This window comes from Cupriavidus sp. 05N40, assembly GCF_056397305.1.
Window position 1 is genome coordinate 1 of the sequence record NZ_JBFTND010000128.1, and the last position, 20,703, is coordinate 20,703.

Annotated in this window: 17 protein-coding genes and 3 pseudogenes; 7 read left to right on the plus strand and 13 right to left on the minus strand. The window is 64.4% G+C overall.

What is annotated here, in order from left to right; all coding sequences use genetic code 11:
- Positions 1 to 611 precede the first annotated feature (611 nt).
- The 3 genes from AC1DO7_RS26150 to AC1DO7_RS26160 all read right to left on the minus strand — a co-directional run bounded on the left by AC1DO7_RS26150 (position 612) and on the right by AC1DO7_RS26160 (position 1,795).
- On the minus strand, positions 612 to 1,082 hold the full coding sequence (locus AC1DO7_RS26150; RefSeq protein ID WP_441623761.1) for a Spy/CpxP family protein refolding chaperone: 471 nt from the start codon (positions 1,080 to 1,082) through the stop codon (positions 612 to 614).
- Between the two features lie 135 nt (positions 1,083 to 1,217).
- Entirely contained in the window at positions 1,218 to 1,565 is a 348-nt protein-coding gene (locus AC1DO7_RS26155) for a hypothetical protein (RefSeq protein WP_441623763.1), read from the minus strand.
- Between the two features lie 101 nt (positions 1,566 to 1,666).
- Positions 1,667 to 1,795 carry a DUF3309 family protein gene (locus AC1DO7_RS26160; RefSeq protein ID WP_441623765.1) on the minus strand — a complete coding sequence of 43 codons (129 nt, stop codon included), beginning with the start codon at positions 1,793 to 1,795 and terminating at the stop codon, positions 1,667 to 1,669.
- 408 nt (positions 1,796 to 2,203) lie between these two features.
- Here AC1DO7_RS26160 and AC1DO7_RS26165 point away from each other — a divergent pair, with 408 nt between their 5' ends.
- Positions 2,204 to 2,716 (plus strand): hypothetical protein, encoded by a 513-nt coding sequence (locus tag AC1DO7_RS26165; RefSeq protein ID WP_441623767.1) that lies wholly within the window; start codon positions 2,204 to 2,206, stop codon positions 2,714 to 2,716.
- Positions 2,717 to 2,850: 134 nt separating this feature from the next.
- Here AC1DO7_RS26165 and AC1DO7_RS26170 read toward each other — a convergent pair.
- Positions 2,851 to 3,503 (minus strand): annotated as a pseudogene (locus AC1DO7_RS26170) (Crp/Fnr family transcriptional regulator).
- 360 nt (positions 3,504 to 3,863) lie between these two features.
- Here AC1DO7_RS26170 and AC1DO7_RS26175 point away from each other — a divergent pair.
- The 3 genes from AC1DO7_RS26175 (at position 3,864) to AC1DO7_RS26185 (ending at position 12,898) form a co-directional block, all read left to right on the plus strand.
- Positions 3,864 to 4,022, plus strand: a complete 159-nt coding sequence (locus AC1DO7_RS26175) for a DUF3309 family protein (protein ID WP_441623769.1) — start codon at positions 3,864 to 3,866, stop codon at positions 4,020 to 4,022.
- Positions 4,023 to 4,179: 157 nt separating this feature from the next.
- Positions 4,180 to 4,299 (plus strand): CsbD family protein, encoded by a 120-nt coding sequence (locus AC1DO7_RS26180; protein WP_441623795.1) that lies wholly within the window; start codon positions 4,180 to 4,182, stop codon positions 4,297 to 4,299.
- A 31-nt stretch (positions 4,300 to 4,330) separates the two neighbouring features.
- On the plus strand, positions 4,331 to 12,898 hold the full coding sequence (locus AC1DO7_RS26185) for a glycoside hydrolase family 94 protein (RefSeq protein WP_477116726.1): 8,568 nt from the start codon (positions 4,331 to 4,333) through the stop codon (positions 12,896 to 12,898).
- Between the two features lie 69 nt (positions 12,899 to 12,967).
- Here the strand turns inward: AC1DO7_RS26185 and AC1DO7_RS26190 are convergent, their stop codons facing one another.
- Positions 12,968 to 13,216, minus strand: coding sequence for a hypothetical protein (locus AC1DO7_RS26190; RefSeq protein ID WP_441623773.1), 249 nt, complete (start codon positions 13,214 to 13,216; stop codon positions 12,968 to 12,970).
- 708 nt (positions 13,217 to 13,924) lie between these two features.
- Complete coding sequence (locus AC1DO7_RS26195; protein ID WP_441623774.1) at positions 13,925 to 14,440, minus strand: hypothetical protein; 516 nt, start codon at positions 14,438 to 14,440, stop codon at positions 13,925 to 13,927.
- A gap of 125 nt (positions 14,441 to 14,565) precedes the next feature.
- On the opposite strand from AC1DO7_RS26195, the gene AC1DO7_RS26200 reads away from it, so the two are divergent.
- The gene (locus AC1DO7_RS26200) at positions 14,566 to 15,651 is read left to right on the plus strand and encodes an IS630 family transposase (protein WP_441623776.1); all 1,086 of its coding nucleotides are present in this window, start codon (positions 14,566 to 14,568) and stop codon (positions 15,649 to 15,651) included.
- A gap of 67 nt (positions 15,652 to 15,718) precedes the next feature.
- Here AC1DO7_RS26200 and AC1DO7_RS26205 read toward each other — a convergent pair whose 3' ends face one another.
- Together AC1DO7_RS26205 and AC1DO7_RS26210 are read right to left on the minus strand one after the other, a co-directional pair.
- Positions 15,719 to 16,180 carry a PRC-barrel domain-containing protein gene (locus AC1DO7_RS26205; protein ID WP_441623777.1) on the minus strand — a complete coding sequence of 154 codons (462 nt, stop codon included), beginning with the start codon at positions 16,178 to 16,180 and terminating at the stop codon, positions 15,719 to 15,721.
- Positions 16,181 to 16,217: 37 nt separating this feature from the next.
- Positions 16,218 to 16,610 (minus strand): BON domain-containing protein, encoded by a 393-nt coding sequence (locus AC1DO7_RS26210; RefSeq protein WP_441623779.1) that lies wholly within the window; start codon positions 16,608 to 16,610, stop codon positions 16,218 to 16,220.
- 576 nt (positions 16,611 to 17,186) lie between these two features.
- Here AC1DO7_RS26210 and AC1DO7_RS26215 point away from each other — a divergent pair.
- Positions 17,187 to 17,264, plus strand: coding sequence for a hypothetical protein (locus AC1DO7_RS26215; protein WP_441623797.1), 78 nt, complete (start codon positions 17,187 to 17,189; stop codon positions 17,262 to 17,264).
- Between the two features lie 216 nt (positions 17,265 to 17,480).
- Here the strand turns inward: AC1DO7_RS26215 and AC1DO7_RS26220 are convergent, their stop codons facing one another.
- From AC1DO7_RS26220 to AC1DO7_RS26240, 5 genes and pseudogenes are all read right to left on the minus strand, one after another.
- On the minus strand, positions 17,481 to 17,627 hold the full coding sequence (locus AC1DO7_RS26220) for a DUF3096 domain-containing protein (RefSeq protein ID WP_441623781.1): 147 nt from the start codon (positions 17,625 to 17,627) through the stop codon (positions 17,481 to 17,483).
- Positions 17,628 to 17,660: 33 nt separating this feature from the next.
- A pseudogene (locus AC1DO7_RS26225) lies at positions 17,661 to 17,878 on the minus strand (glycine zipper 2TM domain-containing protein).
- A 533-nt stretch (positions 17,879 to 18,411) separates the two neighbouring features.
- Complete coding sequence (locus tag AC1DO7_RS26230; RefSeq protein WP_441623783.1) at positions 18,412 to 18,588, minus strand: CsbD family protein; 177 nt, start codon at positions 18,586 to 18,588, stop codon at positions 18,412 to 18,414.
- Positions 18,589 to 18,787: 199 nt separating this feature from the next.
- Positions 18,788 to 19,042, minus strand: a complete 255-nt coding sequence (locus AC1DO7_RS26235) for a DUF3309 family protein (protein ID WP_441623785.1) — start codon at positions 19,040 to 19,042, stop codon at positions 18,788 to 18,790.
- Positions 19,043 to 19,612: 570 nt separating this feature from the next.
- Positions 19,613 to 20,114 (minus strand): annotated as a pseudogene (locus AC1DO7_RS26240) (IS1595 family transposase); the annotation flags it as partial.
- A gap of 380 nt (positions 20,115 to 20,494) precedes the next feature.
- On the opposite strand from AC1DO7_RS26240, the gene AC1DO7_RS26245 reads away from it, so the two are divergent.
- A partial coding sequence (locus AC1DO7_RS26245) for a transposase (protein ID WP_477116727.1) occupies positions 20,495 to 20,703 on the plus strand: 209 nt, incomplete at its 3' end.

Below are 20,703 nucleotides of genomic sequence, written 5' to 3' on the forward strand. Positions count from 1 at the left end.
AGCCGTTGCCAGGCGCAGGCTCGCTCGACGAGATGGCCCAGGTGGAGATGGCCCAGGTGGTCGTCACGCTCCTGGAGCCGTACCTACAGCCTGATAATTATTAAATCTATTTACGGGATGTTGTACTAGTGCTGATGAATGCCGGCTTCCTGCCGCTGGTCCAGGGTGCTTCGTCATCGTAGCGCGGCGCGGCCTTTAGGACTTCGCGGGACAGGTCGAGCGAGACCGTGAGCAAGCCTTCCATGTGGCCGATGTCACCGTCCAGGCATGAATGGCATAGTGCGCAATGGCTTGCGCGCTGCGCAGATGCGTGCCGTCCCCCTCGCGCTGGCTCTGCCCCGGTCCGCTGTAGCCGGCTGCCACTTCGCCTGGAGACAGAGGAGTCCGTCCCGGACGCCTGCGCCGCTCCAGTGGTCGGCATAGCCGTTGTAGGCCAGATAGTCCGTTTCGTGCTGCCGGGAGAAATGGGACGCGGGGGACCGATTGCGGTGCGCGCAGGCCCCGCATGCTCGCCTCAAGGACGGCACTCGCAGGAATAGGGCGCAGGCGCGACAACGTCTGTCCGGTGCCGGACGCGCGAATCGACAACGCTGGCTCGCGGCATGCCAGGGTCAGCCTTGCCTGGATGCGGGCCGTATCTGCCGGCTGAGGAAGACCATATCGGCGTTCTGCTTTTGCACCTTCGACATGCTGTCGTAGAGCGCCTGGAACACGGATGCGAGCTTGCGGATGCCTTCGGCATGCACCTCGGCGATCGTGCGGCAGGCGTTGAGATCGCCGGGGGCCGTCATATCCCTGGCGGCGGTGCTGCGCTGCTGGTGCAGCGACGCCATCGTGCCGGCGTTGCCGCGCATCACCTGCGCGATCTTCTGCCAGTGATCCTGCTGCGACATTGTGATGCGGAGCTGCATATGCAGCTCTCGGATATGCGTTTCCATCCGGTCGGGACGCGTCCAGTGCACCCGGTGTGCGGCGGCTGGCACCTCTCTGGCCGGGGTGGGTAGCTCCAGCAGCGCTGCAGCGATAGCAGTTGGCAGTGCGAGGGGTGTCTTGGGGAGGAAGAGGGGGAAGACGAATGCCATGAGTGATCTCTTTTGGGTGGGATGAGCGCGCCGGGGGATCGCAGATGCCTCGGCGGCGCGCGACGGCGGCAGGGCAGGGAGGAGATTGCCGCCGGGGCGCGGTCAAGCCGATGGCCCGGGCATATACCACCACTGTCAGTGGATGACGATCTCCGGCGCGCCGCGAAAATGCAGTCTGTGCAGCAAGGTGCGCCACCCAGTCACCGTGCCCGCCGATGCTGGCATCCTCCGTCCGGGCGGCGATGGCGCTGCGAGCGCGGCGGCGGCAAGCAGCACGACAGCATCGTCGCACTCGCCCACCGGCGCGATCGCGGCCCGCTGCGGCGGCGTTGCGTAGATCACCGTAAGGACGTCATCGAGGGCCTTCGCGCTGCTAAATGGGCCGAAACGGTAGATCCATGTCCCATCGACCTCGGCGAAGAACCAACTGGATGGCGCAGTGCGATAGGTTACCACCGCTATACCAGATATCCCGGATTGCATGGAATACTCCCTGCCCGTGCGCACGGCATGGGCGTCGCCGGCGGTGCCTCCTCCGTAGAGGGACACTGCCCGCCTTCAGATCCTGCCGAAGAAGGCAAGTATCAACACCACGAGTAGCAATGTCCCCAGCACGCTGCCGGCATATAGCCCCATACACGGCTATGGTGCCAGACTGACACGACTGCCACCAAAGTCATCGCCAATACGACGACCACCAGAACACCTAGCATGGTTCTCTCGCGCAATTCCTTGCCGAGGCGAGGCTCTCATCGGCCTGCCAGCACGGGGGGGCACCAGGCCCGCCCATAGATGAAGGTTGGCACGGTAGCGCCTGCGTGTCGGTACGATGGCGGACATGCGCCCCCGCGGTATGAATCGATTCACGGTGGCTGGCGGTGCCGCCGCCGATGCAGCCGGGCCGAGTGCCGGCCGCCATGGGATCGAGATAGCCCGGACTATGTCCGGGCATTGTCCCCCCCTCGATAAGGGGTTCCAGGCATTGGTCATGTCCGGCACCGGACAGACGCGTCGCCGGTGCCCGCGCATACATGGCCTATCGATCGACAACACCGGCTGCGATAACGCAGCGGATGGGCCGAGGCCTGTAGCCGGTATGCTCGAGACGTCGAGGTGCCGCCATGCGTTCCCTTCTGTACTTTCGCTTCGAGGATGCCGTTTCGGCCAAAGCCGGGTGGGACCGCCTGCTTCCGCTTGGGCAGCCACCCGCCCATGTCTCGGGTCCGTGGTTCTTCGGCGAGGCGTTCAGGCCGGTGAAGGGATTTCCCGCTGTCGATGCCACACATATCACCTTCCGGCGTGAAGGGGCGACCGCAGGGTATGCGATTTGCGCGCTGCTGGGTGCGGTAATCGCCGGATACTACAGTGACCGGGCCACACTGCTGGTCGGCATCGCCGCGTATTGTGTTGGCTTTGTCATCGGCGGGATAGCCGGCTGGTGCCTCGGGGGACTGGCCGGAAGCCGGGTTGTGCGGCCACATCTGGCACGGCACGCAGCCGTTTTGTCCGAGGGCGAGATCCTGATGGTCGTCGGCTGCAAGACTGCGGAGAAGGGAAAGGTGCGATCGGTGCTGTGCGGATCGGGGGGCGTCGGCGTCGAAGAACATGGGGACCTGCTGCCCCATCTCAGGTGAACCCGATGACGCTACGCGTCGCGGCACGTTTGAAGCTTCCAGCCTCTTCGRGTCTGTTCGCTGGCGCCCACGAGCGAGGCCGTGCTTGACTATGCCAATGCGAAGGGCGCGGGGGATACCTCGAAGCCGCGGTTCTAGGGACGGCGCGGCTTTCTCAGACGGCCGGCAAGTTCGGGGTCGAACTCCTTCTTCACCACGGCGTAGCATTCGCACGCGTGCTTTTCTAGCGCCGGCTGGTCGAGCACCGAGATATGGCCATAGCTGTAGCGGATCAGGCCCGCGTTCTGGAGTTTCAGCGCCGCGTCGGTGACGCCGGAGCGCCGCGCGCCTAGCATGTTGGAGATCCACTCCTGCGTCATCGTCAGTTCTTTGGTCGGCAGCCATCTGGGTAATCAGGGCCTGGATGTATCGCAGCGGCAGGCGCCGCTCCGGGCCGCCGCGCGCGAATTCCTGTTTCAGAGCTTGGCATTGAGCTTGTATCCGTAGCCGGCGCTTTGCACGATGGCGCGGCTCGGCGTGGTTTCGCCGCCCATGAACAGCGCAATGCCGACGATCCCTTCGTTGCCGACAATGGCGATCTCGGCCGATGATCCGTCTTCCATCACATAGAGCAGCGATACGATCGCGCTGGTGGGAAAGTACGCCGCCCCCAGCTGATCGCCGGACTCGTAGACCACGTGCCGCAGGGGCAGTTCAGTGAAATCGAGGTGCCGTTCAAGGCGCAACCAGTCTCTTCAGGCAGTACTGCTCGCAGATGGTTAGTTTTCGGCTCATCCAAGATACTCATGTCGCGCCTCCGGCGCCGGCCAAATGAAAGATCCGGCATATTGGCGGCAATGCGCGCGGATCTTCGTCGCGCGAACAACCGTGCCACCGCTAAAAAATATAGTCCAGCGCGTTGTCAGGAGGGTGGGGTGATGGCGACACGGTTTTCGGCGGCACTTGGTCCCGCGCCGTTGCTGGGTGTCCGCCGGCAGTAGTGTCCGTCAGCGTACCGACAATCCCCATTCTCGATGGCACATTGATCGCAAGGGGGTCAGATCCATTCAGGTAACGCGGCCGACTACGCGTCGGGCTCGATGATTCAGGCCCCTTGGCGGAGAGCAACGGCGACCTGGCCAACGCGGAGTCGGGGAAGGGGTGTTCCATGCTAGGAACCGCCGTATTGCTGGTCGTGCTCGTGCTTGTCCTGCTCGGCGCCATGCCGACGTGGCCGCACAGTCGCTCCTGGGGCTACATGCCCAGTGGCGTGCTGGGTGCATTGCTGATCGTGGTGCTAGTGCTGGTGCTGATGGACCGCTTCTAGGCGGCCGTGGCCAGACTTGGGCGCGCGAGCCAGAGTTGTGCCGCGCGTGACGCCCGGCGCGCGATTGGCCGGCCGGCCGCCATCATCAAGGAGCGGTGTCATGAATATAAGCCAGGTGAAGGGCCGCCTCGAGAAGGCGAAGGGAAGACTGAGGGAAATGTTTGGAAAGACCACCGGACGCAAGACAACCCAACTCAGAGGCAAGGTCGAACAGCTTGTCGGCGAGGTACAGGCTTCCTACGGAGACGCGAAGGAAGAACAGCGCAAGCAACCGTAGCGGTGCCGCAGCCAATATCTCAAAGGCGTTCATGTATTCAGCTCTGCTCCGTACGTTCGATTTCCCTTCAACCGCATCACCATGGAACAACACGGCACCGGTGCGCGAGGAGTTGTTCGGCACCGAACGGCTGGAGCAGCATGCGCAAAGCCTCGCCTCGGCGCAGCCGGTCACGCCGAAGCCGCCGCGGGTGCCGTCCTTGCGCAGCCGTCTCAATGACAATGCCGTGGTCCTGCTCGCAGCCTATCGTGCCAGCGCGGCGGAACTGGAGAGCGGCAGGGGCGTGGAGCCCGCGGCCGAATGGCTGCTCGACAACTACCATCTGGTGGAAGCGCAGATCCGCGAGATCCGTGACGACCTGCCCACCGGATATTATCGCCAGCTGCCAAAGCTGAGCGAAGGGCCGTTTGCCGGGTATCCCAGGATATTCGGGCTGGCATGGGCCTTCGTGGCGCATACCGACAGCCATATTGACCCGGACACACTGCGCCGATTCATTGCCGCCTATCAACGTGTCCAGCCCCTGACCATCGGCGAGCTGTGGGCGGTCGCCATCACCCTGCGCATTGTCCTGGTGGAGAATCTGCGTCGACTGGCGGAGCAGATCACCGCTGGTCGCGTCGCACRCGCCGATGCTGACCAACTATCGAAGCAGCTGCTCGTGTCAGGTTGCGCCGGTTCGGCACTCGATATCGATATCGCCTCGCGCTCGGCATCGCCCCTCTCGGAGCTGTTCGCCGCGCAGCTGGCGAAGCGGCTCAGGGACCAGGATCCGAGAACCACGCCCACGCTCGGGTGGCTGGAGCAGCGGCTTGGCCGGCAGGGCGCGTCGATCGACGGCGTCGTGCGGCGCGCGCAGCAGCGCCAAGGCGCGGCCAACGTGACCGTGCGCAACGTCATTACCAGCATGCGCTTGATTTCCGATATCGACTGGGCGGAGCTGTTCGAGAGCGTGAGCCTGGTTGACCAGCGGCTACGTGCGGGGAGCGCTTTTGCGGCAATGGACTTTGCCACGCGCAATCTCTACCGCAGCGCTATCGAGCAATTGGCACGGGGCTCGCCGGTATCGGAGCTCGCTATTGCGGACATCGCCCTGTCGGCCGCGCACGCTGCGGTGGCGGGTACCACCAGCGCAGCGCAGGCCGAGCGCACCGGCGATCCCGGCTATCACCTCATTGCAGAGGGGCGGCTCGCCCTCGAGCGGACTATCGGCTTTCGCCCGCCGCCTCGCCTTCGCTTCAGCCGCATCAATGTCGCTCTCGGCATTGGCGGCTATGTGGGCGCGATCCTACTTGCCACCGTCGGTGTGCTTGCCGCCTTCCTCTGGGTGCTGGCCTCAGTGCCGGATCCCGGGCTCGCGGCTGGCTGGCTGGCGCTGATCGGCGTCATCTGCGTTGTGCCGGCCAGCGAGGTGGYGACCACGCTGGTCAACCGCGTGATGGTCTGGAGCTTTGGCGCGTCCATCCTGCCCGGTCTTGAGCTTTTGGATGGCGTGCCGTCATCGTTGCGCACGCTGGTCGCTGTGCCGACGCTGCTGGTCAGCGAAGCCAGCTTGCGGGAGCAGATCGAGCGCCTGGAGGTGCACCACCTTGCCGGTGCCGGCGGTGACCTGACCTTCGCCCTGCTGACCGACGGCGCCGATGCGGACCAGGAAGCGGCGTCGGCCGATTCGGCGCTGCTGGCCATGGCCGCGGATGCGATCGAGGAACTGAATCGCCGCCACGGGCCGGGTCCTGCGGGCAATCGCTTCCTGCTGCTGCACCGCCGCCGCATCTTCAACGCCAGCGAGCAGACATGGATGGGCTGGGAGCGCAAGCGCGGCAAATTGCATGAACTCAACCGGCTGCTGCGCGGCGCCACCGACACGAGCTATGTCGGTGCCAACGGTGAGCCGCCGCAGGTACCCGCCGGGGTGCGATACGTCATCACGCTTGACGCCGACACACGCCTGCCGCGCGATGCGGCACTGCGGCTGATCGGCAAGATGGCCCACCCGCTGAACCGGCCCCGCTTCGACGAGCGGCTGCAACGCATCGTGGGCGGCTATGCCGTGCTACAGCCGCGCGTGACGCCCTCGCTGCCGGTGGGCAGCGAGGGGTCCGTCTTTCAGCGGATATTCTCCGCGCCCGGTGGTATCGATCCTTATGCGGCCGCCGCGTCCGATGTCTACCAGGACCTGTTCGGCGAAGGTTCCTATACCGGCAAGGGCATCTATGACGTAGATGCTTTCGAGCGCGCGTTGCACGGCCGCATTCCGGAAAACGCGGTGCTCAGCCATGATCTCTTCGAGGGCGTGTTCGCTCGCGCCGGCCTGGCCTCGGATGTCGAAGTCGTCGAGGATTTCCCGTCGCGCTATGATGTTGCCGCCAAACGCCAGCACCGCTGGACGCGCGGTGACTGGCAGCTTCTCGGCTGGATCTTCAAGGGCCGCGCCGGCAGTGAGGCGGTGCCGATGCTGGGCCGCTGGAAGATGCTGGATAACCTACGTCGCGCCTTGCTGACGCCCGTCCTGCTGCTGGCTTTGGGCGTGTGCTGGCTGCTGCCACTGGCAACCGGACTGTGGGCCACGGGGATGCTGCTCGCCGCCATCGCGTTTCCCGCGTTCTTTCCTGGCTTGTTTTCGCTGGTCCCGCATCGCGCGGGCATCCAGATGCGCAACCACCTGCGGATGCTGACGGCGGATCTGCACGCCGCGGCCACGCAGGTGCTGCTCACACTTGCGTTCCTGCCCGACCAGGCTTGGCGGATGGGCGATGCCATCTTAAGAACCCTGGTACGCCTGCGCTTCACGCGGCGCCATTTGCTGGAGTGGACCACAGCCGCGCAGTCGATGAGCAGTCCACGGCTGGATCTTACCGGTTTCTATCTAAAAATGGGAGGCGGGGTCGCCCTGACGCTAGCCATGATGGCGGGCGCCTTAGCCTTTGCGCGGCCTTCCTGGCCGCTTTTGCTGCCGTTGGGGCTGCTCTGGCTGACAGCACCGGCGCTGGCCCTAGGCGTCAGCCGCTCCCCGACGGTGGCCCGGCACCTGCTGGCGTCGGGGCCGGACACGCGCGACCTGCGCCTGACGGCGCGCCGCACCTGGCGATATTTCGAGACCTTCGTCACACCGGCGGACAATATGCTGCCGCCCGACAATTTCCAGGAACGGCCGCGGCCCGTGGTGGCGCACCGGACGTCGCCTACCAATATCGGCCTCTATCTGCTCTCCGCCGTTGCCGCGCGTGACTTTGGCTGGAGCGCCACCGTGGCGACGGTCGAGCGCCTGGAAGCCGCCTTCGCCGCCATGCGCAAGCTGCCGCGCTTACACGGGCATTTCTATAACTGGTATGACACGCAGGACCTGCGCGCGCTGACGCCCGCTTATGTCTCGTCGGTGGACAGCGGCAACCTGGCCGGCCACCTGATCGTGCTGGCCAATGCCTGCGAGGAATGGACCGATTCCGCGGCGGTGCCGGACTTCCGGCCCGGCATGATGGACACGATCAGGCTCGCGCGCGAAGCCCTTGCCAGCCTTGCCACGCCGTGCGGGGAGCGGGGTGGCGTCCTGGGCGGGCTGATCGAGGACATCGAAACCCGGCTCGCCGGCACGGAGCCCATGGGCACGCTGTCGCCCACGCTCAGGCGGCTGACGGAAAAAGCCACCATGACGGCCCGCGCGATCTTGCCGGCGGCGGGCGATGACAGCCTCGCGGACCTTGCGTTCTGGGTCGAAGCGTTACGCAAGACCATGGCTGAGCACGAGCAGGACCGGCTTCATAGCGCCGCGGCGCCGGGCGAGCTCGCAGCGCGGCTGCAGGCACTTGCAGCCGAGGCGCGCGAAATGGCGCTGGCGATGGACTTCGGGTTCCTGTTCGACCGCGAGCGCAAACTGTTGTCGATTGGCTATTCGCAGGAGGACAACCGCCTCGACGTGAGCTGCTATGACCTGTTGGCATCGGAGGCGCGGCTGGCCAGCCTGTTCGCCATCGCGAAGGGCGACGTGGACACGCGCCACTGGTTCCACCTGGGCCGCACGGCCACGCCGCTGGGCAACGGTTCGGCGCTGATCTCCTGGTCTGGGTCCATGTTCGAGTATTTGATGCCGTCTCTGGTGATGCGCGCGCCGGGCGGCAGCCTGCTGGAGCAGACCAACCGGCTGGTGGTGGAGCGCCAGCAGGTCTACGGCCGCTTGCTGGGCGTGCCGTGGGGGGTGTCCGAGTCGGCCTACAACGCGCGCGACATGGAGTTCACCTACCAGTACTCCAACTTCGGTGTACCAGGACTCGGGCTCAAACGCGGTCTGTCGGACAACGTCGTGATTGCACCTTACGCGACCGCGCTAGCGGCCATGGTCGATCCGCAAGCGGCCCAGCGTAACTACGTGCGGTTAGCCGGCATGGGGGCGAAAGGGCGATACGGCTTCTATGAAGCGGTCGATTTCACGCGCTCCCGCTTGCCGGAGGACGAGGAGTTCGCGATCATCCGCAGTTACATGGCGCATCATCAGGGCATGACCATCGTCGCGATCGCCAACACGCTGCATGCGGGGCAGATGCGCGAGCGCTTCCACCGCGAACCGATGATTCAGGCCACGGAACTCCTGCTGCAGGAGCGCATGCCGCGCAACGTTGCCATTTCCCATCCGCGGGCCGAGGAGGTGAAGGCGTCCAGGGGCGAGGCGGGCCACGAGGATTCGACGGTGCGCAGGTACCCGGGCGCCACCACCGGCGCCGTCGTCACGCATCTGCTCTCGAATGGCCGCTACGCCGTAATGTTGACGACCACCGGCGCAGGCTACAGCCGCTGGCGCGATCTTGCCGTGACACGGTGGCGGGAGGATGCAACGCGCGACGATGCCGGCTCTTTCATCTTCCTGCGTGATACGCAAAGCGCCAAGGTATGGTCTGCCAGCCCGCAGCCTGGAGAACGCAAGGCCGACGAAGAAGACGCAGGCTGCGAGGTCGTCTTCGCCGAGGATCACGCCGAGTTCATCCGCCGCGACGATAGCCTGGCCACGACCCTCGATGTGCTGGTCTCCGGGGAGGACGACGGCGAAGTGCGGCGCGTATCGCTGGCCAACAGCGGCCGCCGCCCACGTGAGATCGAACTGACCTCCTATGCGGAACTGGTCCTGGCCATGCCGTCCGCCGACGATGCGCATCCCGCCTTCTCCAAACTGTTTGTAGAGACCGAGTACCTGCCGGAGTTCGGCGCGCTTATTGCCACGCGCCGCCCGCGCTCCGACGGGGAGCCGCGCATATGGGCCGCGCATTTCACGGTGGCCGAAGGCGACGTGATCGCGGATCTCCAGCATGAAACCGACCGCGCGCGTTTTCTCGGGACTGGCCCGGCGGCCCGGGCACCTGGCGGCATGGGACGCGGGCAGCCGCTGTCGAATACCACCGGCGTGGTCCTCGATGCTGTCTTTTCTCTCCGGCAGCGCGTGAGGGTAGCGCCGGGCGGCGTTGCCCGGGTTGCCTTCTGGACGCTGGTGGCGCCCTCGCGTGCCGAACTGATGGTCCTCATCGACAAGCACCACGACCGCAGCGCGTTCGAGCGTGCCAAGACCCTGGCGTGGACCCAGGCCCAGGTCCAGCTGCGCTATCTCGACGCAAAGGCTGGCGAGGCGGCGGACTTCCAGCGCCTGGCGGCGCCGATCCTGTATTCCGATGTCCGCTTCCGGAGCCCGGCGGAGGCCATCCTCGCTGGCGCGGGGCCGCAGTCGGGGCTCTGGCCGCACGCGATCTCCGGCGACCTGCCCATCGTGCTGTTGCGCATCGACGATATCGAAGACATGGCGCAAGTGCGCCAGCTGCTGCGTGCGCACGAATACTGGCGGCTCAAGCGCCTTGGTGTTGATCTCGTCATCGTCAACGAACGCGCTTCCTCCTACACCCAGGACCTGCAGGTCGCGATAGACACGGCGGTGCGCAGCAGCCAGTCGCGTCCCCGCCTGGGTGACGGGCTTGGCCGTGGGGCGGTATACGCGTTGCGCGCGGACATGATGCGGATCGAGGCGCGCGAGTTGCTCCAGTCAGTTGCCCGTGTCGCGCTGGTCGCGCGCCGCGGCTCCGTTGCCGAGCAGCTTGCCCGTCTGCCCGAGGCGCCTGCCCGTGCGGCCCCCGATCGTCGCAAGTGGCTTTCGCGCCTGGCCTTCCCGCCTGTCTCCGTCTCGCCGGTACCCCCCACGCAAGCGCGGGTCACAGCCCCGCTGGAGTTCTTCAACGGACTGGGCGGCTTCGACAAGGATGGGCACGAGTATGTGATCGAGCTCACCGGGGAGGTCGCGACGCCTGCGCCGTGGCTCAATGTGATCGCCAATCCGTCGTTCGGCTTTCAGGTCTCTGCGCAAGGCAGCGGCTACACCTGGGCGGAGAACAGCCGGGAGAACCAGCTCACGCCTTGGTCCAACGATCCGGTGCTGGACCCGGCCAGCGAAGCAATCTACATCCGAGACGAAGAGACGCTCGATCTGTGGACGCCCACGGCACAGCCCATCCGCGACGGCAATGCCTATACGGCGCGCCATGGCTATGGCTATAGCCGTTTTGCGCACGAGGCCAACGGCATCTCGGCGCAATTGCTTCAGTACGTGCCGCTGGAGGATCCGGTCAAGATCTCCCGCCTGACGTTGCGCAACCTGTCGGCTGGCCGCCGCCGCCTTTCGGTGACGGCGTTCGCAGAGTGGGTGCTTGGCACCTTCCGTAGCGCTTCGGCTCCGTTCATCGCCACTGCGATCGACGGCGCCACTGGTGCCATGCTGGCACGCAATCCCTGGAGCACCGCGTTCCCGGGACGGGTCGCCTTCGCCGATCTCGGCGGCAGGCAGGTGGCCTGGACCGCTGACCGTACCGAATTCCTCGGACGCAACGGCGCGCCTGCCGCGCCGGCGGCGCTGCTCGGCCCTGCACCGCTGTCGGGCGCCATCGGTGCGGGGCGCGATCCCTGCGCGGCCTTGCAGTGCTTCGTGGAGCTTGCCGCCGGCGAAACCGTAGAAATCGTCGCGCTGCTGGGGCAGTGCGGCTCGCAGGACGAGGCGAGCGCCTTGGTCGCCCGCTATCGCGCAGCCGATCTCGACGCCGTGCTCGATGCCGTGACCGGGCATTGGAACGGCCTGCTCCGTGCGGTGCAGGTCCGCACGCCGGACCGCGCCATGGACATCATGCTCAACGGCCGGCTGCTGTACCAGACGCTTGCCTGCCGTATCTGGGCGCGCTCGGCGTTCTACCAGGCCAGCGGCGCCTACGGCTTTCGCGATCAGTTGCAGGACACCATGGCGCTCACCTTCGCCAGCCCGGCCACGACACGGCACCATCTGTTGCGTGCCGCCGCTCGGCAGTTCGCCGAAGGCGATGTCCAGCACTGGTGGCTGCCGCACAGCGGGCAGGGCGTGCGCACCCGCATCTCCGACGACTGCGTCTGGCTTGCCTTCGCGGTGGCCACCTACATCGCCGCCTCGGGGGATGCGGCCGTGCTCGACGAGTCCGTGCCCTTCCTCGACGGCCCGGTATTGCAGGCCGGTGAGCACGATGCCTTCTTCCAGCCGTTGACCGGGGCAGTATCGGCATCGCTGTTCGAGCATTGCGCCCGGGGCATCGACCGCTGCCTGGCGCTTACCGGAGAACACGGGCTTCCGCTGATGGGCGGTGGCGACTGGAACGATGGCATGAACGGCGTCGGGGCCGCCGGCAAGGGCGAGAGCGTATGGCTGGGCTGGCTGCTGGCGCGTACGCTCACGCTCTTCACGCCGTATGCCGAGGCGCGCGACGCCGGCCGTGCCCGGGACTGGCGCGCGCATGCCGTATTGCTGGGCGAAGCGCTGGAGCAGCACGGCTGGGACGGCGGCTGGTACCGCCGCGCCACCTTCGACGATGGCAGCTGGCTAGGCTCGAAGTCGAGCGCGGCGTGCCAGATCGATGCCATCGCGCAGTCGTGGGCCGTGCTGTCGGGGGCGGGGGATCCCGCGCGCGCGGCAACCGCGATGGCGTCGATGGAGCAGTATCTGTGGCGTCGCCAGGATGGGCTGGCGCTGCTGTTTTCGCCACCCTTCGACCGGGAGGGGCCGGACCCTGGCTACATCCGGGCCTATCCGCCCGGGGTGCGCGAGAATGGCGGCCAGTACAGCCATGCAGCGATGTGGTCGGTTCTGGCGTTCGCCAGGCTTGGCGCCGGTACAAAAGCCGTCGAGCTGTTCTCGATGCTCAACCCGATCAACCACGCACGGACAGCCGCAGCCGTAGAGTGCTACAAGGTAGAGCCGTATGCGGTTGCGGCCGATGTCTATTCGGTGGCGCCCCACGTCGGGCGTGGCGGATGGACCTGGTACACCGGCGCAGCGGGATGGATGCATCGCGCGGGCATGGAAGGCATCCTTGGCATCCGGAGGGAAGGGGCCTGGCTGGTTGTTGCCCCCGCGATGCCGGCCGCGTGGCCGGGGTTTGAAGCGACCGTCAAGCTGGGCGCCTGCTACTACGCTATCCGCGTCCAGGCGGCTACCGGCGTGCCACACGCGCTCCGCGATGGCCTGCCAGTTACCGTGGCGGGCGGTGGAGTGCGCGTGCCGCTCGAGGATGGCCGGCACGAACTGTTGCTATGCATTCCGCCGGCAACTGCATGAGCGCGCGAGCCATTTGCAGGCAGAGAAGGGGCATTGGGAGCGTCATCGCTCGCGATTGCTTGTCATTGCCTATTGTATCCATCCATTTTTCATGCCGGATTCCTGCTTCCTGTCATCACTGACCCGTTCCATCGAGTTGACTCGCTGGCGCTCGCCAGGGCGATAGACGGAGCCGTTCGGACGACTATCATACCGCTCGTCCGGTCCACGGTGATGGTCACCATCCCCGCCCTCGCCGCCGTATACGCCGGGCGTCGATAAGCAACCCATTTGCATAATTGAAAGCGCCGCAACACAAAGCCAGCGGTAAGTTTGCATGTCATTCTCCTGTAGAGACCAGCGACGCGTGGATGAGTGGCCCGCCGGATCACCGGACCACGTCGGCCGTAAGGGGGCTGCCAAGGGAGGACGGTGGCGTTTCATTGCGGGGCGTCATCATCGCGACCAGTCATCATCGCGCCGACAAAAGCGCGGTGTCGGTACGCTATTGGACAGGCCACCGAAACAAGCCTGGAGCGCGGCGCGCTGCTTCGCTTTGCACACCGTTACGTTGCCGGACCGACACGCGGACGCAACCTCAAAACAGGCTGGCAGTGGCAGTCTGCATCGTCGCTTCCACTCAGGGCCTCCGTCCGGGGCGGAAACCAGTAAATCGAGATATCAAAGTGAAAGGCAACCAAATGGGCGTCATTTTTCTGAGCTTATCCATTGCGCTCAACGGTGGTGAGTGTGCTCGGCGTGTCCAGGCGCGACACGGATACTGTGGCGAGCCCGGGAGAGGTGCCGTGGCGGAGGCAGTGTTGACCGGCAGCAGCGCGCTAGGCACCGTGGCCGGCGCCGCAGTTGGAGGGTTGTCGGCAATCAGGTCGGCGGGTAGCGCGCGAAGGATGCACTGACGCGGTCATATGCCAGTGTCCCGTGGCGCCGCACGGGCAGCATACCTAGGCTGCGCCACGGCAAAGTACAGGCTAAGAGGCCCTGCGGCAAGCAAGACCCAGGCGAAGGGTCTTTCTCCTTGCCGATGCATCACTTCCAGCGGAAATCCGGCAAGGCCTCATTGCGTTCTTCAACGCTCTCGCCGCCCAGGGCATTGACCATGAGCTTGAGAGACTCCTTCGTCCGCCTGGCGCAGCTGGTGACGAGCAGTATCTCGCCTTGTGCAAGGCTGGTCCGTTGCCGGGCGATCGCGCCGCGCCAGATCGATCCGTCGAGCTTTCGTCCCGGCCACGCCCCCGCCAGTCCGCCCAGTGCACCGGCCGCTACGCAGGCCAGCACAGTGGCAAATGTACCGGCCGAGGTGCCCAGGGACAGGGTCGCATAGATCGCTAGCGCTACGCCGCTCAGGAAGCCTGCTGCCTCCCATTCGCCGCGATGCGTGGTCTGGGTGGCGGCATTGCGCAACCCTTCGACTGGCTGGCCGTCATGCTGGATGAACCATGGACCTTTGATGCACACGGGAGAGACGGGAAGCTCGGCAAGCCCCGACTGGATTCTCCGCGCGGTCGTGGCGTCGCGAAGTCGGAAATACAGTACGGTGCGCATGATTTCACCTAGCAAGAAAGCGGTTTCACCGGGTCGAAGGCGACGCGGTGCTAATGTAGCGTTCTGTTCTTGGTGGAACTTATATGAGACTATTGCTCTACAGCGACAAAACGTGGAGAGAGCGAGTGCGAGTTGCCCCCGAGATCCTGTTGACCGACGAGGAGCAAACCAAGTTGACGCGGCTGGTTCAGTCGAAGCTCACGAGCGTGAGGCTGGCGCAGCGCGCACGCATTGTGCTGCTGGCCGCCAACGGCATGCAGAACAAGGACATCGCCGAGCAGTTGGGAATCGGACGCGTGCAGGTCTCGCGTTGGCGTGAGCGGTATGCGCAATCGGGGCTGGCCGGTATTGAACGCGACTTGCCGCGCGGTGCGCCGCCATTGAAGGTGGACACGGCGCGGCTGGTGGAGCTGACCACTCAAGCCAAGCCCGTGGCGGCCACGCACTGGAGCACGCGCAAGATGGCCGCCGAGTTGGGCGTGAGCGCCAGCACCGTCATGCGGCATTGGCACGCCCACGGGTTGAAGCCGCACATCGTGCGCGGCTTCAAGGTGTCGCGCGATCCGAAGTTCGTCGAGAAGCTTGAAGATATCGTTGGCCTGTACATGTCGCCACCCGAGCACGCGCTGGTGCTGTGCTGCGATGAGAAGAGCCAGGTGCAGGCGCTGGATCGCACACAGCCCGGGCTGCCGCTGAAGAAGGGGCGCGCGGCCACCATGACGCACGATTACAAGCGCAACGGCACGACCACGCTGTTTGCCGCGCTCAACGTGCTCGATGGCCAGGTCATCGCCCAGTGCCAGCAGCGCCACCGTCATAGCGAGTGGTTGAAATTCCTGCGCAAGATCGACCGCGAGACGCCCAAGGACAAAACGCTGCATCTGATCGCCGACAACTACGCCACGCACAAGCATCCTGCCGTGCAGGACTGGCTGGCCAAGCATCCGCGATTCAACATGCACTTCACGCCCACCTCGGCATCATGGCTGAACATGGTCGAGCGGTTCTTTCGCGACATCACAACCGAGCGACTTCGCCGGGGGGTATTCACCAGCGTGCCGGAACTGATCGCCGCCATCAATGAGTACATCGCTCACCACAACACCAACCCCAAGCCGTTCATCTGGACCAAGAGCGCTCGCGATATCCTGCAGAAGGTCATTCGCGCTAACCGCCGCTTAAGTTCCAAACAGAATGGAACACTGCACTAACGCGGTCTGGGAGGTTTGACGCAGTTCGCCGGAGCATGATGGAGAAAACCTCAGGACCGCTGTGCAGTCAGGGCTGAGCCTCCCTTTCGTACCGGTAGTCCTTCCAATAAGGTGAGGCGCCGTAGTACTCGTGGATGGTGGTTCCCCATTGCGGATCCGCCATGCTGGGCCAATGGTCTTTGTCGAAGCCCGGAGCCGCCTCCAGCATGGCCCTGTCAACACCAAGCACAAAGCTCTTGCGCTGGGTGTCAAGGGTCAGTGCGGACCACGGTACGGCAAACAGCTTCTCGCCAAGGCCGAGGAAGCCGCCGAAGGACACCACGGCATAGGCAATACGTCCTCCGCCGACGTCCAGCATGATGTGATCGACCGTGCCGAGCTTGTCACCACCCGGACCGACGACGGTATTGCCTTCCAGCGTGTCGGCCGCCATCACGAAAGGGCCGGGCCCAGAGTTTTTCGGGTCGTTCGCGCCGACAATGGAGGCACGCGGGCCGCCACTGTTGCGGTCTAGTTCATTCAGATTCATGATCTGCTCCAGAAATGGTAAGGGTTCCGCCGACGCTTCACAGCTTGCGGACGACGAGGTGGTTCTCCACCGACTTCACGCCGTTGGTGGCGTTGGCGACGTCGGCTGCGGTCTGCTTTTGCTTTGTCGACGGGACGCTGCCGGTCAAGCGCACCACGCCCTCGCGGGTGCGAACGTGGACGCTCGTCGAGTGCAGGTTCTTTTGCTCGAGCAGGCTTGCCTTGATCTTGGTGGTGATGGCGGTATCGCTGACGCTTTCGCTCATCGTCTCATGGGTGGGGTTGGGGTTTGTCAGCGATGCCTCCGCGCCTCCCGTGGCCCCGTGGCCCAGCGGAGCGTAGAGGCTAGCCGCGAGCGCGATGCAGGCGACACCGGCCGCAAACTTGACGGGATGGATGGTTTTCACTTTGGTTACCTCGATGCGATTCAATCAGTGACTGCGGACACGAGTGCGGCACGGCGTGCAAGCCCTGCCGGAAACAGCGGCCGCCCGACGTGGCGTGGGGATGGATTTCTCTCCATCATCACGGTATCCGCCAGATTGAGGCTGGCACCGATTTGCCATCCAGTCGGTACGATGGCGGACACGCGGGCCTGCATATTGCAGGCGTAGCGTCACGGGCCGAACAGGCATCGCCCGCAAGTGCACGGTGCCGTTCACGTTGTAGGCGGGCGCCTACAGTGGCGCCAGATATTGACCTCCAGCCCGAAGAACCAGTCGTTCATGGTGGCGAATGCGGCCATTCCCTCCGTTCTGCGGAGGGCCATCGCAAACAGCAACGCCGGAGATCGCATGYAAGCCAAAACCAAGATCACAGTGTGATGGTTTATCCTGAGCTGGCTTGGGGATGGTAATGTTTGGCGGGAGCGGGGAGGTCGATCCGGTGCGCCGCCTCATGGCAGTGCCATCGCCTGAGGCGGCATTCCGGAGAGAGACGCCTTCTACCAGATCGTCACGCCCAGGCGCAACGATGGCACGACGAGCTACCGTCTCGACGTCCCCACCGTGCCGGCCGGCGCATTCTGGTCTGTCAGCGTCTACGACGCCTCGGGCCATTTCCAGCGCAATGCGCTCGGCGCTTAGAGGCTTTGCAACCGACGATCATGATGAGCTCGCCCTGCAACAAGAGCGTAGTTTGACGAGCCGGCCGCAGTCGCGGAAGTGCGGCGCCGATTAGGGCGCCCAGTAGCCAGCCACAGATACCGAAGGTCACGAAACCAAGGCCGTAGGTGCCGAGGCCGCTCAGGGGGCTGGAATGATCCGGCGGGAATCCGGTAGGAAGCAGGATCCCATGTCCGCTCAGCGCAGATGTGCGCCAAACAGTCCGAGCAGGCCGATGACAATGAGATAAATGGCGACGATATAGTTGAGCAGCCGTGGAATCACAAGAATCAGGATTCCGGCTATCAGCGAAATAAGCGGTCCGGCGCCGGTGATGAAGTTCACGATAGCTCCATGGGATTGGCAGCGCTGCCGCCGCTACTTGCCGACCTGATTGCCGATGACGCCGCCGACGGCGGCTCCGCCGACAGTCCCCAGGGCGCTGCCGCCGGTCAGCACTGCACCCGCGACGCCCCCGATGCCCGCCCCCCCGCTACGGTATCGGTGTCTCGCCGAGTCGTGCCGCTGCAGGAGACGATGCCAAGGGCGGCGATCAGGATTGCCGTCCGTTTGAGGAATGTCTGTGTGTGTTTCATTTCTTGCTACCTCCTGCGGCCACGCGGGGAGCCGGGTATGGATGTTCCATGGGCCCCGGGCGTCCGGCTGCAAAGGCCTGGTCGCCTGCCTGTGCCAAGCCAATATTTTCCTACTGACCACAGGAAGTCGGTCCGCTGCCGTACGCGGGCCCAGGGTAACTCAGCCGAACACGCGCGATCTGAGGTCGTCCTCGAAATCGCCAGTCCATTGGGCGGTCTGGCTTCCATCGTACTGGCGGATGTCCCTGCCGAAGCGTACCGAGATGCTGCGCCCTCGTGCCCGCCTGCTGCGTCTTCAACCGCTGTCACGGTAGATCCATCGGGTGCGACCCCGTTGCGCAGACAGGTCTCGCGGAAAGCCTCCAGCTCCATGAGCGGGAACTGATTCAGCATGATGTCCAACATAGGTGTCTCCCGGCACCGGCATGAAACGGGGAAAAGCCGGGGCGAGGGGACGGCGGCCGGCCGACTGGTCACCTTTGTCATCCCGCCGGCCGTGCGCTCGCTCGGGTGCTTGTCCTCTCTGTATTGCTTTAGTCCGTCTTCTTGATATCCGCCTTGACGTCGCCATACGCTGCCTGCGTCTTGCCAATCTCCTTCTGCAGGGTCCCCGCAGCTTGCGTTTGCTTATTACCGGTCACCTTGCCGAAGGTTTCCTTGACTTTCCCGGCGGCCTCTGTGACCCGGCCCTTCACTTGGTCCTTGTTCATAATGTACCTCTTCATTGGTGTTGCGAGCCGGATGCTGAGGCGATCCGGCCGCGGGATGGCGGTGGCAACCGCGTTGCCACCGCGCGCGTGCCTGATTGCACGCGTGCTCCTCAGATTGGAGTTCGCTGATTCAGCGAGCCGGCCATGCGCCTGTCGTGCATGGCCGGCTCTTGGCGCGGCATGCTCCAGAATGGCCGCCTTAGAGTCGGCCGAGCAGCAACAGGACAATGAGCACAGCAAGAAGCACTCCGAGTGTGCCTGATGGCGCGTAGCCCCAGCCGTTGCTGTACGACCAATTGGGCATTGCCCCCACGAGCAAGACAGCCAAAACAATCAACAGTATGATTCCGAGTGACATGATGCGCTCCTGGTTCTGCAAAAACATGCCTTCCGCTGATTGAACCAAGCGGATGGCAGCCGTTCTAGCGGATCGCGTTGTCGATGGCCTTGCCATGGAATCTTGAACACCGATTCGGGGGATTCGCTGAAGTACTCGCTGTTGCTACGTTGTATCGATAGATACGTCCTCATCCGTCCCAAAGCATAGTTGTGGCGGAATATGGAGTCAGTCCGGTGCCGTACGCATGAGAGAGGAAATTTCCGGCATTCCGCCACTCCTCCTGCTCAACGAAACTGCAGGGGGAAGAAGAGACTGATTCCCGGCGTCGCCTCGGTACATAGGTCACTGGCGGTGGGGCGTAGACATAAGGATCGCGGTATACGCCGTGGTAGTAACTGCTGCCGCTGCGGTAGTACGTATTGTGCTGATCGCGGTGGCTGTTCTGATGGTGGCCGCCATGCGGACCTTGATGGCTCCGGGCGTTCTGCTGGGGCGAGGCGGATCCATGGTGATTGTCCGCACCAAATGCCGGCGCGCCCAAATGGTCTGGCTCTGGACAGACGCTGGGCAAGATCAAGCTCTGGTCACCCTCGACGTTGACGTCCACGTTGTTATTTCAACCCGCTCGGTCTGGGGAGATGCAGTCATGAGCATCACGCATGATCCGAAGTCCAACCACCTTACGCCCAGCGACCGGGCACTTCTGTCAGGAACCAGAGCGAGCCGAACTCGTCTGGCATACCGTGCGCACGTGCGTATGTTGCGGCTGCCGGTAAGCTTGCGTTGCCGGACCTCGACGGCGCCGGCCACAAGAACCATGGCGTGCACGCCCCTGTCCTTGCCGCGAGTCCGCCCACCGACGCAGGCCTCATCGGCCTCGACGTGTTCCTCAGGCTTGCCACTGATCCGATCCTGGTCGGGGCGCACCATGCCGGCGGCAACTCGTGGAGTATCTGAAAGGCGGTCTCGTAGCGCGACAGGCCGAGTCGCGCGGGAACTGAACGGCCGACATGCCAGGCGTCTGACTGGCGACCAGATACTCTGCCCAGAACCAAACCGACAGCGGCGTGTGCGTGCGTTCCATGACGGTGCCAGCAGTGAGGCTCGTGTCGCGTGTGCAATAGCGACAACGGAAAACGCCGGCGCGACTAGCAAAACGGTACGGCTCACCAAGCAAGCCACAGTGACGTTCCTTGGTCATGCTAGGATCAATTCCTTTCTTGGGAGACGGCCATGGCGAAGTGCAATGCTTGCGGTTCTATCGTCACGGATAGGCGAGGGGAACGAGGGCACGATGCCCTTGTGGAAACCGGAAGTGAGAAATTCAGTCCCGTCGGAAAGGCGGCTGTCACCAAGACGTCGTTCACTTGCTCGACCTGCGGGACGAAATGGACGTACGAGAACGATAAGAACAACAGCTTCGCCGGCTGGCATGAGGTTGAGAACTGATTTCATGCCGCGCGCTCTAGCAGGCTGTTGAATTTAGCCCCCGAGTAAACGGGGATTTGGCGCCAGACGTTATGGATATCGTGTTCATAAACTCGGGTGGCGGATGCGATGCGTGGAATGGATGAGATGCAAGAGACGTTGTTCACGACGGTTAAGTTGGAAGACCTCGTCCCCGCCGATCATCCATTGCGAGCAATCCGGCTGCTGGTCAACGACGCACTGAAGGATCTCAACGGGCTGTTTAGCACCATCTATGCCGACAGCGGACGTGCCTCGATTGCGCCGGAGAAGTTGCTGCGTGCACTGCTGTTGCAAGTGTTTTACTC

What these genes read in the sequence shown, in the direction of transcription:
- AC1DO7_RS26155 (WP_441623763.1), bottom strand. Translation starts at nt 1,565, where the DNA reads ATGCAATCCGGGATATCTGGTATAGCGGTGGTAACCTATCGCACTGCG.
- AC1DO7_RS26180 (WP_441623795.1), top strand. Translation starts at nt 4,180, where the DNA reads ATGTTTGGAAAGACCACCGGACGCAAGACAACCCAACTCAGAGGCAAG.
- AC1DO7_RS26195 (WP_441623774.1), bottom strand. Translation starts at nt 14,440, where the DNA reads ATGCGCACCGTACTGTATTTCCGACTTCGCGACGCCACGACCGCGCGG.
- AC1DO7_RS26205 (WP_441623777.1), bottom strand. Translation starts at nt 16,180, where the DNA reads ATGAATCTGAATGAACTAGACCGCAACAGTGGCGGCCCGCGTGCCTCC.
- AC1DO7_RS26165 (WP_441623767.1), top strand. Translation starts at nt 2,204, where the DNA reads ATGCGTTCCCTTCTGTACTTTCGCTTCGAGGATGCCGTTTCGGCCAAA.
- AC1DO7_RS26160 (WP_441623765.1), bottom strand. Translation starts at nt 1,795, where the DNA reads ATGCTAGGTGTTCTGGTGGTCGTCGTATTGGCGATGACTTTGGTGGCA.
- AC1DO7_RS26190 (WP_441623773.1), bottom strand. Translation starts at nt 13,216, where the DNA reads ATGCAAACTTACCGCTGGCTTTGTGTTGCGGCGCTTTCAATTATGCAA.
- AC1DO7_RS26230 (WP_441623783.1), bottom strand. Translation starts at nt 18,588, where the DNA reads ATGAACAAGGACCAAGTGAAGGGCCGGGTCACAGAGGCCGCCGGGAAA.
- AC1DO7_RS26175 (WP_441623769.1), top strand. Translation starts at nt 3,864, where the DNA reads ATGCTAGGAACCGCCGTATTGCTGGTCGTGCTCGTGCTTGTCCTGCTC.
- AC1DO7_RS26150 (WP_441623761.1), bottom strand. Translation starts at nt 1,082, where the DNA reads ATGGCATTCGTCTTCCCCCTCTTCCTCCCCAAGACACCCCTCGCACTG.
- AC1DO7_RS26235 (WP_441623785.1), bottom strand. Translation starts at nt 19,042, where the DNA reads ATGGCAAGGCCATCGACAACGCGATCCGCTAGAACGGCTGCCATCCGC.